Source organism: Pseudomonas sp. P7758, assembly GCF_013386485.1.
Classification (GTDB): Bacteria; Pseudomonadota; Gammaproteobacteria; order Pseudomonadales; family Pseudomonadaceae; genus Aquipseudomonas.
Window position 1 is genome coordinate 1 of record NZ_JACARS010000125.1, and the last position, 14,967, is coordinate 14,967.

At 62.1% G+C, this 14,967-nt stretch carries 15 protein-coding genes; 5 read left to right on the plus strand and 10 right to left on the minus strand.

The annotated features are described in order from the left end of the window. The 3 genes from HX873_RS24200 to HX873_RS24210 form a co-directional block, all read right to left on the minus strand. A partial coding sequence (locus HX873_RS24200; RefSeq protein WP_177123316.1) for an HAD family hydrolase occupies positions 1–343 on the minus strand: 343 nt, incomplete at its 3' end. Then, positions 340–1,209: an acyl-CoA thioesterase II gene (tesB, locus tag HX873_RS24205; protein WP_010174840.1), complete on the minus strand. Its 870-nt coding sequence runs from the start codon at positions 1,207–1,209 to the stop codon at positions 340–342. The genes tesB and HX873_RS24200, both read right to left, overlap by 4 nt. 41 nt (positions 1,210–1,250) lie before the next feature. Beyond that, complete coding sequence (locus tag HX873_RS24210; protein WP_003215518.1) at positions 1,251–1,820, minus strand: GNAT family N-acetyltransferase; 570 nt, start codon at positions 1,818–1,820, stop codon at positions 1,251–1,253. A 76-nt stretch (positions 1,821–1,896) separates the two neighbouring features. Between HX873_RS24210 and HX873_RS24215 the strand changes: the two genes are divergently transcribed. Both HX873_RS24215 and HX873_RS24220 read left to right on the plus strand, forming a co-directional pair. Then, on the plus strand, positions 1,897–2,817 hold the full coding sequence (locus HX873_RS24215) for a histone deacetylase (RefSeq protein ID WP_177123317.1): 921 nt from the start codon (positions 1,897–1,899) through the stop codon (positions 2,815–2,817). Positions 2,818–2,989: 172 nt separating this feature from the next. Further along, entirely contained in the window at positions 2,990–4,231 is a 1,242-nt protein-coding gene (locus HX873_RS24220; RefSeq protein ID WP_177123318.1) for a TIGR03862 family flavoprotein, read from the plus strand. Between the two features lie 43 nt (positions 4,232–4,274). On the opposite strand, the gene HX873_RS24225 is transcribed toward HX873_RS24220, so the two are convergent. From HX873_RS24225 to yedA, 3 genes are all read right to left on the minus strand, one after another. Continuing rightward, the gene (locus tag HX873_RS24225) at positions 4,275–4,802 is read right to left on the minus strand and encodes a hypothetical protein (RefSeq protein ID WP_256349656.1); all 528 of its coding nucleotides are present in this window, start codon (positions 4,800–4,802) and stop codon (positions 4,275–4,277) included. A 195-nt stretch (positions 4,803–4,997) separates the two neighbouring features. After that, a complete protein-coding gene (locus tag HX873_RS24230) occupies positions 4,998–6,335 on the minus strand; it encodes a DEAD/DEAH box helicase (RefSeq protein WP_003215511.1) in 1,338 nt (445 codons plus the stop codon). A 48-nt stretch (positions 6,336–6,383) separates the two neighbouring features. Continuing rightward, positions 6,384–7,280 carry a drug/metabolite exporter YedA gene (gene yedA, locus HX873_RS24235; RefSeq protein ID WP_177123319.1) on the minus strand — a complete coding sequence of 299 codons (897 nt, stop codon included), beginning with the start codon at positions 7,278–7,280 and terminating at the stop codon, positions 6,384–6,386. Positions 7,281–7,440: 160 nt separating this feature from the next. On the opposite strand from yedA, the gene HX873_RS24240 reads away from it, so the two are divergent. Further along, entirely contained in the window at positions 7,441–7,902 is a 462-nt protein-coding gene (locus HX873_RS24240; RefSeq protein WP_003215506.1) for an Lrp/AsnC family transcriptional regulator, read from the plus strand. A gap of 409 nt (positions 7,903–8,311) precedes the next feature. Here the strand turns inward: HX873_RS24240 and HX873_RS24245 are convergent, their stop codons facing one another. From HX873_RS24245 to HX873_RS24255, 3 genes are all read right to left on the minus strand, one after another. Next, positions 8,312–8,923, minus strand: a complete 612-nt coding sequence (locus HX873_RS24245) for a PolC-type DNA polymerase III (RefSeq protein WP_003215504.1) — start codon at positions 8,921–8,923, stop codon at positions 8,312–8,314. Positions 8,924–8,947: 24 nt separating this feature from the next. Next, entirely contained in the window at positions 8,948–9,424 is a 477-nt protein-coding gene (locus tag HX873_RS24250; protein ID WP_177123320.1) for an NYN domain-containing protein, read from the minus strand. 129 nt (positions 9,425–9,553) lie between these two features. Beyond that, on the minus strand, positions 9,554–10,324 hold the full coding sequence (locus HX873_RS24255; protein WP_008436594.1) for a DUF2076 domain-containing protein: 771 nt from the start codon (positions 10,322–10,324) through the stop codon (positions 9,554–9,556). A gap of 179 nt (positions 10,325–10,503) precedes the next feature. On the opposite strand from HX873_RS24255, the gene HX873_RS24260 reads away from it, so the two are divergent. Then, the gene (locus HX873_RS24260; RefSeq protein WP_003215498.1) at positions 10,504–11,163 is read left to right on the plus strand and encodes a YciC family protein; all 660 of its coding nucleotides are present in this window, start codon (positions 10,504–10,506) and stop codon (positions 11,161–11,163) included. Between the two features lie 40 nt (positions 11,164–11,203). After that, positions 11,204–12,292, plus strand: a complete 1,089-nt coding sequence (locus HX873_RS24265) for an endonuclease/exonuclease/phosphatase family protein (RefSeq protein ID WP_177123321.1) — start codon at positions 11,204–11,206, stop codon at positions 12,290–12,292. 138 nt (positions 12,293–12,430) lie between these two features. On the opposite strand, the gene hrpB is transcribed toward HX873_RS24265, so the two are convergent. Continuing rightward, entirely contained in the window at positions 12,431–14,938 is a 2,508-nt protein-coding gene (gene hrpB / locus HX873_RS24270) for an ATP-dependent helicase HrpB (RefSeq protein WP_177123322.1), read from the minus strand. Positions 14,939–14,967 lie beyond the last annotated feature (29 nt).

Sequence of the window (14,967 nt, forward strand, 5' to 3'; positions counted from 1 at the left end):
CCGCAAAGCAGTCCGCGAGGCCGATCGCCTGCAATGTCACATGGGCCAGCTCCCGTGCATTGCGCGTCAGGATACCCAGGCGATAACCCCTCCCGGCCAATTCCCGCACCAACTCCACCGCCCCCTCCGCCGCCACCGAACCCAGCGCCAACTCACGCTCATGCGCAAGCAACCACGCATGCTTGGCCGCTGCTTCATCGGCGGGCAACGCCGCCAGGTGCGTAAGAATGTCGTCAGTCGCCGGAATATCCAGGGCCACGCGGATCGCCGCAAAATCATGCACGGCCACCGTCAGGGTGCCATCCATGTCGAACACCCAGTGCTTCACATCACTGAGGCTCATGCCCAGTCCTTGCGATGACGAATCAAGCCTTCCTGGGTGACCGATGCCACCAGTTGCCCGGCGCGGTTGTACACGCTGCCCCGGGAGAACCCACGGGAATTGCCGGCCCATGGGCTGTCCATGGCGTAGAGCAACCAGTCATCGGCACGCAGGTCGGCGTGGAACCACAGCGCGTGGTCGAGGCTGGCGACTTGCATGTCTTTCTGCCACACGGTCTTGCCGTGGGGCAGCAGCGAGGTGGTCAGCAGGCCGAAGTCCGAAGCGTAGGCCAGCAGGTATTTGTGCAGCGCCGGCGAGTCGGCCAGGGCGCCGTCCGCACGAAACCACACGTATTTGACCGGGTCGGACGGCTGCGGGTTGTACGGGTCTTTCTCGGTCACCGGCCTTACTTCGATCGGCTTGGGGCACAGCAGCTTTTCGCGCATGTGCTCGGGAATCAGATGCGCACGCTGCTGGGTCAGCTCCAGCTCCGACGGCAGGTTCTCCGGGCCGACCACCACGGGCATGGTGGTCTGGTGCTCGAAGCCTTCTTCGTCGTACTGGAACGAAGCGCTGCAGGTGAAGATCGGGTTGCCCTTCTGGATCGCCGTCACCCGGCGCGTGCTGAAACTGCCGCCATCGCGCACCCGGTCAACCGAATACACCACCGGCAACGCCGCATCGCCGGGGCGCAGGAAGTAACCGTGCAACGAATGCACATGCCGCGTCTCTTCAACGGTCTGGCTGGCCGCCGACAGCGACTGGCCGAGCACCTGGCCGCCGAACAGCTGGCGAAAGCCCAGGTCCTGGCTGCGGCCGCGAAAGAGGTTTTCCTCGATCGGTTCCAGGGTCAGCAGGTCCACCAGATCTTCCAACACTTGGCTCATAGAGCATCTCCTACAGCAATCTATTGGGCATTCCGGGCTGCTTATCCGTGCAGCGTGTCCAACCATTGGGCGCGGGTGATGCGATACAACACATGATGCCGCAAGGGGTCATCGGCTGCGACCTTGGGGTGTTCAAAATCTGCCAGGGGATCGTAATGCATACCGATGGCCTGCATGACTTTTTGTGATGGCAGATTGGCTTCAGTGGTAAACGAAACGATTTCGTCCAGCTTCAGCCGGTCGAAACCGCAGCGCAGGGCAGTCCAGGCGGCTTCGCTGGCGTAACCCAGGCCCCAGTGTTCCCTGGCCAGGCGCCAGCCGATCTCCACCGCCGGAGTGAACGGGGCCTCGAAGCTCACATTCAGCAAGCCGGTGAGGCCGATGAACTCGCCGCTGTCCTTGCGCTGCAAGGCCCACAGGCCAAAACCGTACTCGGCAAAATGGCCGCGAATACGCCCGATCAGCGCAGCACTTTCCAGGCGGCTCAAGGTGGCCGGGAAATACCGCATCACCTGCGGGTCGGCGCACATGCGCGCAAACTCCGGCAAGTCGGCATCGCTCCATTGGCGCAGCACCAGGCGTGCGCTTTCCAATTGCAGTATCGGCTCCATTGGTCCCCCTCCCTTGCCATGTGCGTGAGTGTAACGCGCTGTTAAGATCCGTCGCTGGTTCCCGTCAGAAATCGCCATGCCCTTGCCATTGATCTACCACGACGACTACAGCCCCGAGTTCCCGGCAGACCACCGCTTCCCCATGGATAAATTCCGCCTGCTGCGTGACCACCTGGTGGAGAGCGGCCTGACACGGGACAGCCAACTGCTGCGCCCGGAACTCTGCCCCGCCGAGATTCTGGCCCTGGCCCATGAACCTGGGTATATCGAACGCTACATGAGCGGCGAGTTGTCGCGCGAAGACCAACGGCGCCTTGGCCTGCCTTGGAGCGAAGCCCTGGCCCGGCGCACCGTGCGCGCGGTGGGCGGCTCGTTGCTGGCCGCCGAGCGGGCCCTGGAGCACGGCCTGGCCTGCCACCTGGCCGGCGGCACCCACCACGCCCACTACGATTACCCGGCGGGTTTCTGCATCTTCAATGACCTGGCCGTGATCAGCCATTACCTGCTGGCCAGCGGGCGGGTCAACCGGGTGCTGATCTTCGACTGCGATGTGCACCAGGGCGACGGCACCGCACGCATCCTCCACGACACCCCGGATGCAATCACCGTGTCCCTGCACTGCGAAAAGAACTTCCCCGCGCGCAAGGCGCAAAGCGACTGGGACATCCCGCTGCCCATGGGCATGGGCGACGCGGACTACCTCAAGGTGGTCGACGATGCCCTCAACTACCTGCTGCCGCTGTATCAGCCCGACCTGGTGCTGTATGACGCCGGCGTGGATGTGCACAAGGACGACGCCCTCGGCTACCTCAAGCTGACAGACCAAGGCGTCGCCGCCCGCGATGAAAGCGTGATGCGGCACTGCCTGGGCCGCGATATTCCGGTGGTCGGGGTGATCGGCGGCGGCTACAGCAAAGACCGCCCTGCCCTGGCCCGTCGCCACGGGATCCTGCACCACAGCGCGCAGCGCGTCTGGACGTCATCAGGCTGTCATTGAGTTATGCGCGTTACCCACAATCGCTGTGGAACTGCCTGTGGATAACCTGAGTGAAAGCCCCTGCAGGCCATAAGCCGCCTGGCCTGCAGAAGGCTGTATGTTTTTTGATCAGGCAGCATGAGCATCCTCGGGTAGAATGCTCGGCCTACTTTGCCGAACCGCAGTTATCCCCATGCCCCAGACTCAAACCGCATCTCACGTCATCATCATCGGCGGCGGCCCGGCCGGGCTGATGGCCGCCGAAGTGTTGAGCCAGGCCGGGATCCGGGTCGACCTGTACGACGGCATGCCCTCGGTAGGCCGCAAGTTCCTGCTGGCGGGCGTGGGCGGCATGAACATCACCCATTCCGAACCTTACCCGGCGTTTCTGGCGCGCTATGCCGAACGGGCGCCGTGCATGGCGCCGTTGCTGCGCCAGTTCGGTGCCGATGCGTTGTGCGAATGGATACACGGGCTGGGGATTGAAACCTTTATCGGCAGCTCCGGCCGGGTGTTTCCTACTGACATGAAAGCCGCCCCGCTGCTGCGGGCCTGGCTCAAGCGCCTGCGCGACCAGGGCGTAGTTATCCACACCCGCCATCGCTGGCTGGGCTGGAATGCCGACGGCAGCCTGCTTATCCACAGCCCCGAGGGCGACAAAAGCGTACGCGGTGATGCGGTGTTGCTGGCCTTGGGCGGCGGCAGTTGGTCGCGCTTGGGCTCGGATGGGGCGTGGCTGAAGTTGCTGGAAGACAAAGGCGTGCCTTACGCGGCGTTGCAACCGAGCAACTGTGGCTTCGAGGTGTCGGCCTGGAGCGAGTTGATGGTCAGCAAATTCGCCGGGGCACCGCTGAAAAACGTCGCCATTGGCCTGGCAGACGACAAGCCACGGCTGGGGGAATGTGTGGTCACCGCCACGGGCATCGAAGGCAGCCTGATCTATGCGTTGTCGGCACCGATTCGTGAGGCGATCAACCGGGATGGATCGGCCACGGTGCACATTGACCTGTTGCCGAGTAAGCCACTGGACAAGGTGATCGCAGCGCTGAGCAAGCCGCGCGGCTCACGCTCGATGAGCAAGCATTTGCACAGTCAGTTGGGATTGGATGGGGTGAAGGCGGCGCTTTTGCGCGAGCTGGCACCGGCGGAGCACTTCAATGATCCGGCGCAGCTGGCGGTGGATATCAAGGCGCTGCCGCTGACGCTGGTGAAAACCCGGCCAATGGATGAAGCCATCAGTACCGCAGGCGGCGTGCCGTTTGAGGCGCTGGATGAACGCTTGATGATCAAGCAATTGCCGGGCGTTTTTTGCGCAGGCGAGATGCTGGACTGGGAAGCGCCGACGGGCGGGTATTTGCTGACGGGGTGTTTTGCCAGCGGGCAGGCGGCAGGGCGCGGTGTTCTTGAGTGGTTGAGGCCGGCCACCCCGGCATGACCCACTCACCCCATCACCGCCCGGCAGCAAAGTTACCTCTGACTCAACTGGCTGTTAGATCGGGATAGGCACGTTTAAAAGCTGTTACTTGCTTCTGCAGGAAAGCATCCTCTTCAGGCAGTAAAATTTTCAGATTTTCTATATAACCTGAATACGCACTGAAGAGTCTGGAAGGATCGCCGTGTTTCAAATCGTTCCATTCCTGCTTGAAGGCGTAGCTGAGTTTCTGGCCCTCTTCCTGACTGGTATAAAGCATATCCTGTAGATACTTATCCAATGGCGCCCTTATCTCAGGACTGATCGAATAATTAGCCTCATACAACGACATCAACTCTCTGAACGAATGGATTGCCTGCCCATACTCGCCGCGCGCCGCATGGTCTTCAACCCGGGACCTTAATTCGGCCACACGCAACTCTACCTGCTTGAAAGCTTTCTCGTCAGCGGCCTTGCCTTTCTTGATTTCGCCGTCTACAACAACGCCGCCGATAATGCCCGCCGCCGCCAGGACCGGCAAAACAAAAGGTACTAAAAACACAGCCATATCTACATCTCCATCTAAGTTCGCCATTCAGAAATCAGTTTCTGACTCAACCTCAGTGGAAATGAAGCATTTTAAGTTCCAGCACTTAAACACGGCGACAATTACAAAAAATATCCAAATCACAAGCAATAACTCATCAAGGATGACGAGGCACAACTTGACGCGAGCGGAATTGCTCCGCTCACGATAGTCACTATGCGTTTACTTGATAACCAACAAGCCCTACTTCTTTTTCCGCGGCCCGGTGTTAAACACGGGCACCTTACGCACTGGCTTGATCGAAGGCTCGACCGGCGTCGCCTCCCCGCTGTCCACCCACTTGCCCAGGTTGCGCTTGCCACCACCGCCGCCCGAAGCCTTGGGTTTCTTCGGCTTTTTCGGCTTCTTCACCACCTGACCAGTGGCATCGGTATCCGGCACACGGTGCTCCGGTTCGAAGTCCTGCTCCATCTTCCGGGTCAACGTCTGACGGGTCAGCATCTCGATGGCCGACAGCATGTTCACTTCATCGGCGCACACCAGGGAAATCGCCTCACCGGTGTTGCCCGCACGACCGGTACGGCCGATGCGGTGGATGTAGTCCTCGGCCACGATCGGCAGGTCAAAGTTGACCACCAGCGGCAAGTCTTCGATATCCAGGCCACGGGCCGCCACGTCGGTGGCCACCAGGATCTGCACGTCGCTGCTCTTGAAGCGATCCAGCGCACGCTGGCGCGTGGCTTGTGGCTTGTCGCCGTGAATCCCGTCGGCATTGATGCCCAGGCCCTGGAGTTTTTCCACCAGCGCGTCCACACCGTTACGGGTTTTGGCGAACACCAGCACCTGCTTCCAGCGGCCCTTGCGCATCAGGTGCACAAACAGCTCGGCCTTGCGCTTCTTGTCCACCGGCACCACCCATTGCTTGACGGTGTTGGCGGCGACGTTGCGCGGGCTGACTTCGACGGTCAGCGGGTCGTTGAGCATCTGCCCGGCCAACTGGCGGATCTCGTCGGAGAAGGTTGCGGAGAACAGCAAGGTCTGGCGCTTTTTCGGCAGCATGCGGTAGATGTTCGCCAGTTCTTCGGAGAAGCCCAGGTCGAGCATGCGGTCGGCTTCATCCAGCACCAGGGTTTGCAGCTGGTTGAGTTTCAGCGCGTTCTGGCGGAACAGGTCGATCAGGCGGCCAGGGGTGGCGACCAGCACATCAACGCCTTTGCGCAGCTTCATCATCTGCGGGTTGATGCTCACGCCGCCGTACACGGCGTAAGTGGTCAGCGGCACGTTTTGGGCGTACTCGGCGACGCTCGCATGAACCTGCTCGGCCAGTTCGCGGGTCGGGCACAGGATCAGCGCGCGCACCGAGTTGGCGCTGACTTTCGGCCCTTCCATGGTCAGCAGTTGCAGCAGCGGCACGGCGAAACCGGCGGTCTTGCCGGTGCCGGTCTGGGCCGCAGCCATCAGGTCACGGCCTGCCAGCACCGCCGGAATGGCTTGCGCCTGCACCGGCGTCGGGGTCTGGTAGCCAAGCGTCTCAAGGGCGCGCAGCAAGGGTTCGATCAGGCCAAGTGTGGCGAAAGTCATGGAAATACCGTAGGAAAAAGTCAGCGCAAGGTCGCAATGCGCGGCAGTTTACCTTATTTCCGGTTTTGGCTTTCGCCACTGTGGCAGGCTGATCAGCAGCACCGCGCTGATAATCACCAACATCGCCAGGGCTTCCTCCGTGCCGATGGTCTCACCGACAAACACAATCCCGAGCAACACCGCCACCGCCGGGTTGACGTAGGCATAGCTGGTGGCCGCCGCCGGGCGTACGTGCTTGAGCAGGTACATATAGGCATTGAAGGCGATGATCGAGCCGAACACGGTCAAGTACGCCAGGGCCAGCCAGCCTTCCAGCGGCGGCATGGCTTGCAGGTGTTCGCCGCTGACGGCACTGAGCAACAGCAGCACGAAACCTGCGATCAGCATCTCCGCCGCACTGGCCATCGCGCCTTGAGGCAGCGGCAAATGCTTGCTCCACACCGAACCAAAGGCCCAGGCCGCCGCCGCAAAGATCAGCAAGGTCGCACCGGTGGGGCTCGATTGCAGGTTGGAGCCCATATTGAGCATGGCGATACCGATAATCCCCAGCACCACCCCGGCCCATTCCAGACGGGTATTGCGCGCGCCCCAGAAATAACCACAGAGCAAGGTGAACAACGGCACCGTCGCCACCGCCAACGCGGCCACGCCGGAAGCCACGCCCGTATGTTCGGCCACACTGACCGCACCGTTACCGAAGGTCAGCAGCAAAATGCCGATCTTGCCGGCGGCCTTCCACTGCACCCACGTCGGCGCCGGCGCCCCGCGCCAGCGCAGGAAGGCATACATCAGCGCACCCGCTGTCATAAAGCGAATCCCCGCCAGCAACAGCGGCGGCCAGTACTCCACACCAATGCGAATCACCAGGTAGGTAGACCCCCAGATCACATACAACGCAAAAAAGGCGGCGATCAACGGTAAGGGAAAGCGACGTGGGCCAGGCATTGGGCAGCTCTGTGGCAGGACAAGGGAGCGTTATTTTAGAAATCCCCGGCCGTAAACATAAGTTACAAAACCTGTTTAAAGCGCCAGTACACTTTTCAAAACATGGTTATCAAGGCTATAAACCGTGCTTTCGAAAGCTATGCATTCCCGGGGCCTTATCATGGACAAATACGACCGTATGCTTCTCAGCGCCCTGCTGGAAGACGGCCGCGCGTCCTACGCGCAACTGGCGCGCACCGTGAACCTGTCCGCACCCGCCGTGGCTGAGCGAGTGGCGAAACTGGAAGCCAGTGGTGTGATTACCGGGTATCAGGCCAAGGTCGACCTGTCGAAGGTGGGGTTGCCGATCCAGTGCGTGATTGAGTTGCGGTTGACCAATCATGGGAGCCAGAAGGTTTACGACGCGCTGTCGGAAATTCCCGAGTTGACTGAATGCCATCGGGTGACGGGCGATCCATGCGTGATCATGCAGGCGGCGGTGGGCTCGATGCCGGAGCTGGAGAACCTGATCAATCGGGTGGCGAAATTCGGGTTCAGCAAGACCTCGATCATCTTGTCGAGCGCGATAGAGCGGCGGGTGCCGTTGGGGCAGTTGGAGGGGAATGGGAAGAGTGGCAACTGAACACGCCGCTCTGCAGCTCGTTCCCACGCTCTGCGTGGGAACGCATCCGGTGACGCTCTGCGTCACGACTTCAAGAGCGGACGCAGAGCGTCCAGGGCGGCATTCCCACGCGGAGCGTGGGAACGTTCGCCATAGTTGACCGAGTTGCCTGAAACACCCTCGCTCAACTGTGGGAGCTGGCTTGCCTGCGATGACGTCAGTAGCTTCACTGATTCGAAGGTGGTGGTGGATCGGTCGCTGGACTGCTTACAGCCTCAATAACACCGCAAAACTAATGTGGGAGCGGGCTTGCTCGCGAATGCGGTGTGTCAGTCAGCGCATGTGTTTGCTGATACTCCGTATTCGCGAGCAAGCCCGCTCCCACATTTGGATCTTCGTCATGTTGAAGATGGAGTTCTGCTCAAGCGACTTAGAACCCGCGATGCTTCTTCAGATGATCATTGATCTTCGCCGCCGGAACCTTCTGCAGGCTGCACAGCAATTCGTGTGACAACTCCCGCAACCCGTGGGTGCGCCGCAGTTCCTCGGCCAGGTGAGCGGTAAGGTTCGCCGCCATCTCCGCATCCGCCATCGCCCGGTGGGCCTTGCCGGTGTGGGGCAGTTGGGCAAACGAGGTCAGGGTACCCAGCTTGTGGTTCGGCGCCGCCGGCATCAAGCGTCGCGCCAGCAATAGCGAACAGGCAAACTTCTGCAAACGCGTACGCCGGATCAACCCCAGCTCGAAATCCCAGAACTTCTGGTCAAACGCGGCGTTGTGGGCCAGCAGCGGCGTGGTGCCGACAAACTCGTTCACCTCGTTCATCACCCGCTCCGCCGACGGTGCGGTGCGCAGCATGGCGTTGCTGATGCCGGTCAGTTGCTCGATAAACCCCGGCACACGCACACCAGCGTTCATCAGGCTCTGGTAGCGATCCACGATCTGGCCCTGCTCCAGGATGACCACGGCGATTTCCGTGGCCCGGCAGCTGCTGCTCGGCTGGATGCCGGTGGTTTCAAAGTCGATGACCGCTATACGTTCCAAACCTGTTCCAACTCCGTCAAAAATCTATTTAAGCAGCAACGCGCCTTCAATCGGCACGTAGCGGCTGGCGGCGCGTATCAATGAGTTGGCCGTCAGCCCCGGCACGCCGTAGGCCACGGCTTCGACGCCGTGCTTGCTGATGATGCGGTCCAGCAGCATGTCGAAATCACCGTCGCCGGAGGCCAGCACCACTTCGTCGACATGGGCGGCGGCGTCCATGATGTCGATGGTGATGCCCACGTCCCAGTCGCCCTTGGCCGAGCCGTCGCTGCGCTGGATGTAAGGCTTGAGCTTCACGGTAAAACCCAGGTTGCGCAGGATCTGCTGGAACTGCTGTTGCTTGCTGTCGCCACGGTCGATGGCATAGGCATACGCCTCGATAATCTGCCCGCGCTGGCTGATGTCAGCCCACAGCGCCGCGTAGTTGAAGTGACAGCCGTACGCCTGGCGCACGGTGTAGTAGAGGTTTTGTACATCGGCGAACACGGCTATCTTTTTCACCGCAAATCCTCATGACACGCGCATGGACCCCGGACTCAAGGGCCCGGAAAGGTTGCCAGTATGCCAGCCACAAGGGAGTTTCCGAGAAAAATCAGCCCGGGGCGACGAAGCGCCCCGGTTGAGTGTGGGTCAGACGAAGGAATCGTCGTCGCCAAAGGAGGAGGAGTCGTCGGAATAGTCGTTGTCGGCGAAGCTGTCGGAGGCGTTATCGCTGCCCCAGCTGTCGTTGCCGGCATATTTCTGGTCGTCGTTGCCCCAGTTGCCGTTGTCGCTTGCCGGGGCCGGCTCTTCGCGGATGATCTCTTCAACCACTTGCGGTTGTTGCGAGTTGTGGCTGAACAGGCTGCTGATGCCTTCTGCCAGCATCACACCACCGGCCACGCCAGCTGCGGTTTTCAGGGCGCCGCCGAGGAAACCGCTGCCAATCGGCGCTGCGGGTGCCTGTTGTGGCTGCTGATAGTTCTGCTGGGGAGCACCGTAGTTCTGCTGCGGCGCAGGTTGCCCGCCAAACGACGGACGCGCCGGTTCACGCCAGCCACCGCCCGACGACGCCGGTGCGCTCTGGGTCGGCTGCGGGTCACGGGAACCGCCGCCGAAAATGCTCGACAGGAAACCGCCACTGCTCGGTGCAGGCTGCGCCGCCTGGGACCTGGCCTGTTGCAGTTGGTCCTGCAACTCCTGGATCTGCTGGGCCTGCTGCTTGTTCTGCGCATCGAGGCTCTTGATCGCGTGCTCTTGCACCAGAATCGACTGGGTCATGTAGTACGCAGCGGCCGGTTGGCGAGTGACGTGTTCCTTGATCCGCGCTTCAGCCTGGGCGTCGCGGGGGGCTGAGTCCGTTTCGGCTTGCTGCAACCGTGAAAACAGTCCGTCGATCAGGGTTTGTTCTTCGCTGTTCATGGCGACCTCGTTAGATTGCCGGTAGAAATCTTCGCCTTGCGCACGATGTGCAAGGTACAACCCAGTTATGGGGCTGTTGCTGATTGTTTCAATGGTCTTTACGCAAGGTTTACGTTTGCTTGCATCTGCTCATGATCGGTTAAAGTAACGCCCTTGCTTTTCGGCCTGTGAAGACCCTGATGAATCCGTTAGACGTATTGCGCGACTCCTTCTTCTTTTTCAAGCGCAACCTGGGCGCCATCGTGCAGTTGTGCCTGCCACTGGTGATCCTCGAAGCCCTGCTGCAACAGGTGCTCGACCACACGCTCGGCCCAGACGCGTTTCCCGGTTACAGCGTGGTGATCGGGCTGCTGGTGTACCCGCTGTACACCGGCGCACTGATCCTGTTCCTCGACGCCCGCACCCGGGGAGAATCGCCGCGCACCCTGGATGTGCTGGCCATGGCCCTGACCCTGTGGCCGCGCTTTGCCCTGCTGACGGCAATCAGCACGCTGCTGATCCTGCTGGGCCTGTCGCTGTATTTCCTGCCCGGCCTGTGGCTGATGGTGGTGCTGGCTTTCGCCGAATACCTGCTGGTGCTGCGGGGCATGTCGGCGCTGTCGGCCATGAAGGAAAGCCTGCGCCTGACCCGTGGGCATTTCTGGCGGATCCTGGTGTGCCTGCTGTGCGTGATGACCCCGCTGTGGTTGCTCAAGGGCGCCAGCGTGGCGGTCTATCCGGACCCGAACCCGCTGCTGGGCCTGCTGATCGACAGCGCACAGAGCTTCCTGCAACTGTTCACCAGCGTGGTGTTGTTCCGCCTGTTCATGTTGATTGGTGGCGACGCCGACGCGCGGTGATATGCTCCGGGCCTGTCCTGCAACGCCATAAGCCGAGCCGATGACCCGACTACTGCGCATTACCTTGCTGGGCCTGCTGATCCTCGCGGCCCTGCTGACCGGCTTGATCTACAGCCTGACCTGGCGCCCTGCCGACAAGGAAACCCTGCCCATCCGCTGCGTCGCGCCCCGTGCGCCGACCCTGCTGCCTGGGCAGGCGCTAAAGGTCATGACCTGGAACGTGCAGTACCTGGCGGGCAAGAACTACGTGTTCTGGTACGACACCCCGGACGGCAGCGGCCCGGACGACCGCCCGACCGTTGAAGACATGGCTTCAAGCCTCGACGAAGTGGCGCGGGTGATCCGCGACGAGCAGCCCGACATCCTGCTGTTGCAGGAAGTCGACGAAGGCGCCAAGCCTTCCAGCTACCAGGACCAACTGGCCTTGCTCCAGGAGCGCCTGGCCGACCTCTACCCGTGCAGCGCCCAGGCCTTCGACTGGAAAGCCGACTTCGTGCCCGACCTGCATATCTTCGGCAGCGTCGGCCGCAAGCTGGTGACCATGAGCCGCTACCAGATCGAACACGCCGAGCGCCTGCAATTGCCGGTGGCACGCGCCAACCTGATCAGCCGTCAGTTCCAGCCCAAGCCCGCGTTATTGCTGACCTACCTGCCGTTGAGCGATGGCGGCCAGTTGGCCGTGCTCAATACTCGCCTGGACGGCGCGGCCCCCGGGCACAACGCCGTGCTGGAACAGGTGCAGGCGACCGTCAAGCTGGTGGATAAATTCGAGAGCCGTGGCACGCCATGGCTGATGGGTGGGGATTTCAACCTGCTGCCGCTCGGGCAATTCCTGCGCCTGGACCCCGGCAAGCGCGGGCAATACTCGCCGGACAGTGAGCTGCACCTGCTGTGGGAAAAGTACCCGATGATCCCGAGCAACAGCCAATCCAGCGGGATTGACCGGGACAAGTGGCTGACGTATTTCCCGAATGACCCAACCGTAGAGGGGCCGGATCGTACGCTGGATTACCTGTTCCACAGCTCGCGCATCAAGAAGGTTGAGAGCAAGGTGCGCCAGAGCGATACGGTGCGTATCTCCAATCATTTGCCGGTGATTGCGCGGTTCCTGTTGCCCGCCGCGCAGTAAGCCACGCGGCGAAACAGTGTGGGAGCTGGCTTGTGTGGGAGCCGGGCTTGGCCGCGATGCAGACACCTCGGTCTATCCGACAGACCGAGGTGATGCCATCGCAGGCAAGCCAGCTCCCACATTAGATCTGCGATGTACTTACTTTCTCGGCTTGATCCGGGCAGTCGGTTCAGCAATCAACGGATCATCCGGCCAGTAATGCTTCGGATACCGCCCCTTCAAATCCTTCTTCACCTCGGCGTAAGTACTGCGCCAGAAGTTCGCCAGGTCCTGCGTCACCTGCACGGGCCGTCTGGCCGGCGACAACAGGTGCAGCTTGACCACCTGCCGCCCGCCGGCGATCCGCGGCGTATCCGCCAGCCCGAACAATTCCTGCAAGCGCACCGCCAGAATCGGCGGCTGCTCGCTGTAGTCCAGCCGCACCGACGAGCCCGACGGCACCTTCAGATGGTGCGGCGCCAGCTCGTCCAACCGCGCCGGCAACGGCCACGGCAGCAGGTTATGCAGGAAGCTGGAAATATCCAGATTGGCGAAATGGCTCAGGCGCGACACCTTGCCCAGGTAAGGCATCAACCAGTGTTCCAGGCTGGCAAGCAAGGCGCTGTCGCTGACATCCGGCCATTCACTGGCCTTGCCGCTATCCAGACCACGCAGCAGCATCACCCGCGCCTGCCATTGGCGCAGCTCCGGGGTCCAGGGCAGCAGTTCCAGGCCTTTGCGCCGCACCAGGTTGACCAGCGCCTGGCTGCGGGCGGATTCGTCGAGGCCGGTCAGCGGCTCGCGGCTGAGCACCAGTTCGCCGACCTTGCGCTGGCGTTCGGCCCGCAGCACGCCCTCGCGTTCGTCCCAATCGAGTTGGTCGACATTGCGCACCTGTTCGGCCAATACCGAGTCGAACAACGCCGGATCAAAATCCGCCGCGAGGTAAATCCGTTCTTCACGCTGGCCCTGGCGGCTGCCCAGATCGGCAATCACCAGCCAGGGTTGCTTCATCAGGCTGTCGGCTTCGGCGAACAACGCGGCACGGCCGTTGGCGAGGCGGTATTCGGCACCGCCCGCCCGCCGTTGCTGGGCGACGCGGTCCGGGTAGGCCAGCGCCAGCAACGCGCCGAGCCAGCGCGGATGATCGGGATCAGCCACCGGCTGCTCTGCCTTGCCTCTTAAATAGCCACGGTATTGCCGCGCCAGTTGGCGGGCACGCTGCACACCGCCCTGGGTGCCACGGGCCTTTTCTTCACCGGATAACAGGGCCAGGCGGCTGTGCAAATCCGCACCGGCACCACGCAGGATATCGCGCTCACCCAACAGTGCCGCCACGTCACAGGCCATGCTCGCCAGGCCCAGATCCTGACCACGCAGCAGCAAATGAGCGATTCGCGGGTGCGCCGGCAACCCGGCCATTTTCTGGCCGTGGGCGGTCAGCTTGGTATCGCTCAACGCCCCGAGGCGCTCGAGCAAATCCTGGGCCTGTGCATAAGCCGCGGTGGGCGGAACGTCGAGCCATACCAACTGAGTAGGCGCCACGCCCCAGCGGCCCAATTGCAGGGCCAAACCGGAAAGATCCGCCGAGAGAATTTCCGCACTGGAATACGCCGCCAGCCCTTCATGCTGATCCTCGGACCACAACCGATAACACACCCCCGGCTCCAGTCGCCCTGCCCGGCCGGCACGCTGGGTGGCGCTGGCGCGAGAGATGCGCTGGGTGTCGAGACGGGTCATGCCGCTGCCCGGGTCGAAACGCGGGACCCGCGCCAACCCGGCGTCGATCACCACGCGCACGCCGTTGATGGTCAGGCTGGTCTCGGCAATGTTGGTGGCCAGCACCACTTTGCGCTTGCCGGCGGGCGCCGGGTCGATGGCGGCGCGCTGGGCGGCCAGGTCCAGTTCGCCGTGCAGCGGGCATAGCAGCACCTCGGGGTTATCGCCCAGCGCGTCAGCCAATTGCTGATTAACCCGACGAATCTCGGCCTGCCCCGGCAGGAACACCAGCACGCTGCCGGCTTCATCATGCAGGGCTTCAAGGATGGTCTGCACCAACCGCGGTTCGATAAATTCGCCGGGCTGGAATGGCCGGCCCCAGCGCATCTGCACCGGGTACATGCGCCCTTCGCTGCGCAGGATAGGCGCGTCGTCCAGCAAACCGGCCAGGCGTTCGCCTTCCAGGGTGGCGGACATCAGCAGGATCTTCAGTGGCTGCTCGTCGCGAAACAGGTCTCGACCATTGAGACTAAGGGCCAGCGCCAGATCGGCGTCCAGGCTGCGTTCGTGGAACTCGTCGAAGATCAACAAACCCACGCCGTCGAGTGCCGGGTCATCCTGCAGGCGCCGAGTGAGGATGCCTTCGGTGACCACTTCGATGCGGGTGTTGGGGCCGACCTTACTGTCCAGGCGAATGCGGTAGCCAACGGTTTCGCCGACCTTTTCCCCCAACTCGCTGGCCAGCCTTTCTGCCGCTGCACGGGCGGCCAGGCGGCGGGGCTCGAGCATCAGGATGGTTTGCCCGGCCAGCCAGGGTTCATTCAACAGCGCCAATGGCACCCGTGTGGTTTTACCGGCGCCGGGCGGTGCTTCGAGCACGGCTTCATGGCGCGTCGCCAGGGCGTCACGCAGGGCGGGTAAAACATCATCGATTGGCAACGAATTCATACTGGCTCCAAAGCAGAGCGGCGAGTATA

Excerpts from the sequence above, each read along its gene's own strand:
- HX873_RS24265 (WP_177123321.1), top strand. The coding sequence starts at position 11,204 with ATGACCCGACTACTGCGCATTACCTTGCTGGGCCTGCTGATCCTCGCG.
- HX873_RS24240 (WP_003215506.1), top strand. The coding sequence starts at position 7,441 with ATGGACAAATACGACCGTATGCTTCTCAGCGCCCTGCTGGAAGACGGC.
- HX873_RS24230 (WP_003215511.1), bottom strand. The coding sequence starts at position 6,335 with ATGACTTTCGCCACACTTGGCCTGATCGAACCCTTGCTGCGCGCCCTT.
- HX873_RS24215 (WP_177123317.1), top strand. The coding sequence starts at position 1,897 with ATGCCCTTGCCATTGATCTACCACGACGACTACAGCCCCGAGTTCCCG.
- tesB (WP_010174840.1), bottom strand. The coding sequence starts at position 1,209 with ATGAGCCAAGTGTTGGAAGATCTGGTGGACCTGCTGACCCTGGAACCG.
- HX873_RS24225 (WP_256349656.1), bottom strand. The coding sequence starts at position 4,802 with ATGGCGAACTTAGATGGAGATGTAGATATGGCTGTGTTTTTAGTACCT.
- HX873_RS24255 (WP_008436594.1), bottom strand. The coding sequence starts at position 10,324 with ATGAACAGCGAAGAACAAACCCTGATCGACGGACTGTTTTCACGGTTG.
- HX873_RS24220 (WP_177123318.1), top strand. The coding sequence starts at position 2,990 with ATGCCCCAGACTCAAACCGCATCTCACGTCATCATCATCGGCGGCGGC.
- HX873_RS24260 (WP_003215498.1), top strand. The coding sequence starts at position 10,504 with ATGAATCCGTTAGACGTATTGCGCGACTCCTTCTTCTTTTTCAAGCGC.
- yedA (WP_177123319.1), bottom strand. The coding sequence starts at position 7,280 with ATGCCTGGCCCACGTCGCTTTCCCTTACCGTTGATCGCCGCCTTTTTT.
- hrpB (WP_177123322.1), bottom strand. The coding sequence starts at position 14,938 with ATGAATTCGTTGCCAATCGATGATGTTTTACCCGCCCTGCGTGACGCC.
- HX873_RS24210 (WP_003215518.1), bottom strand. The coding sequence starts at position 1,820 with ATGGAGCCGATACTGCAATTGGAAAGCGCACGCCTGGTGCTGCGCCAA.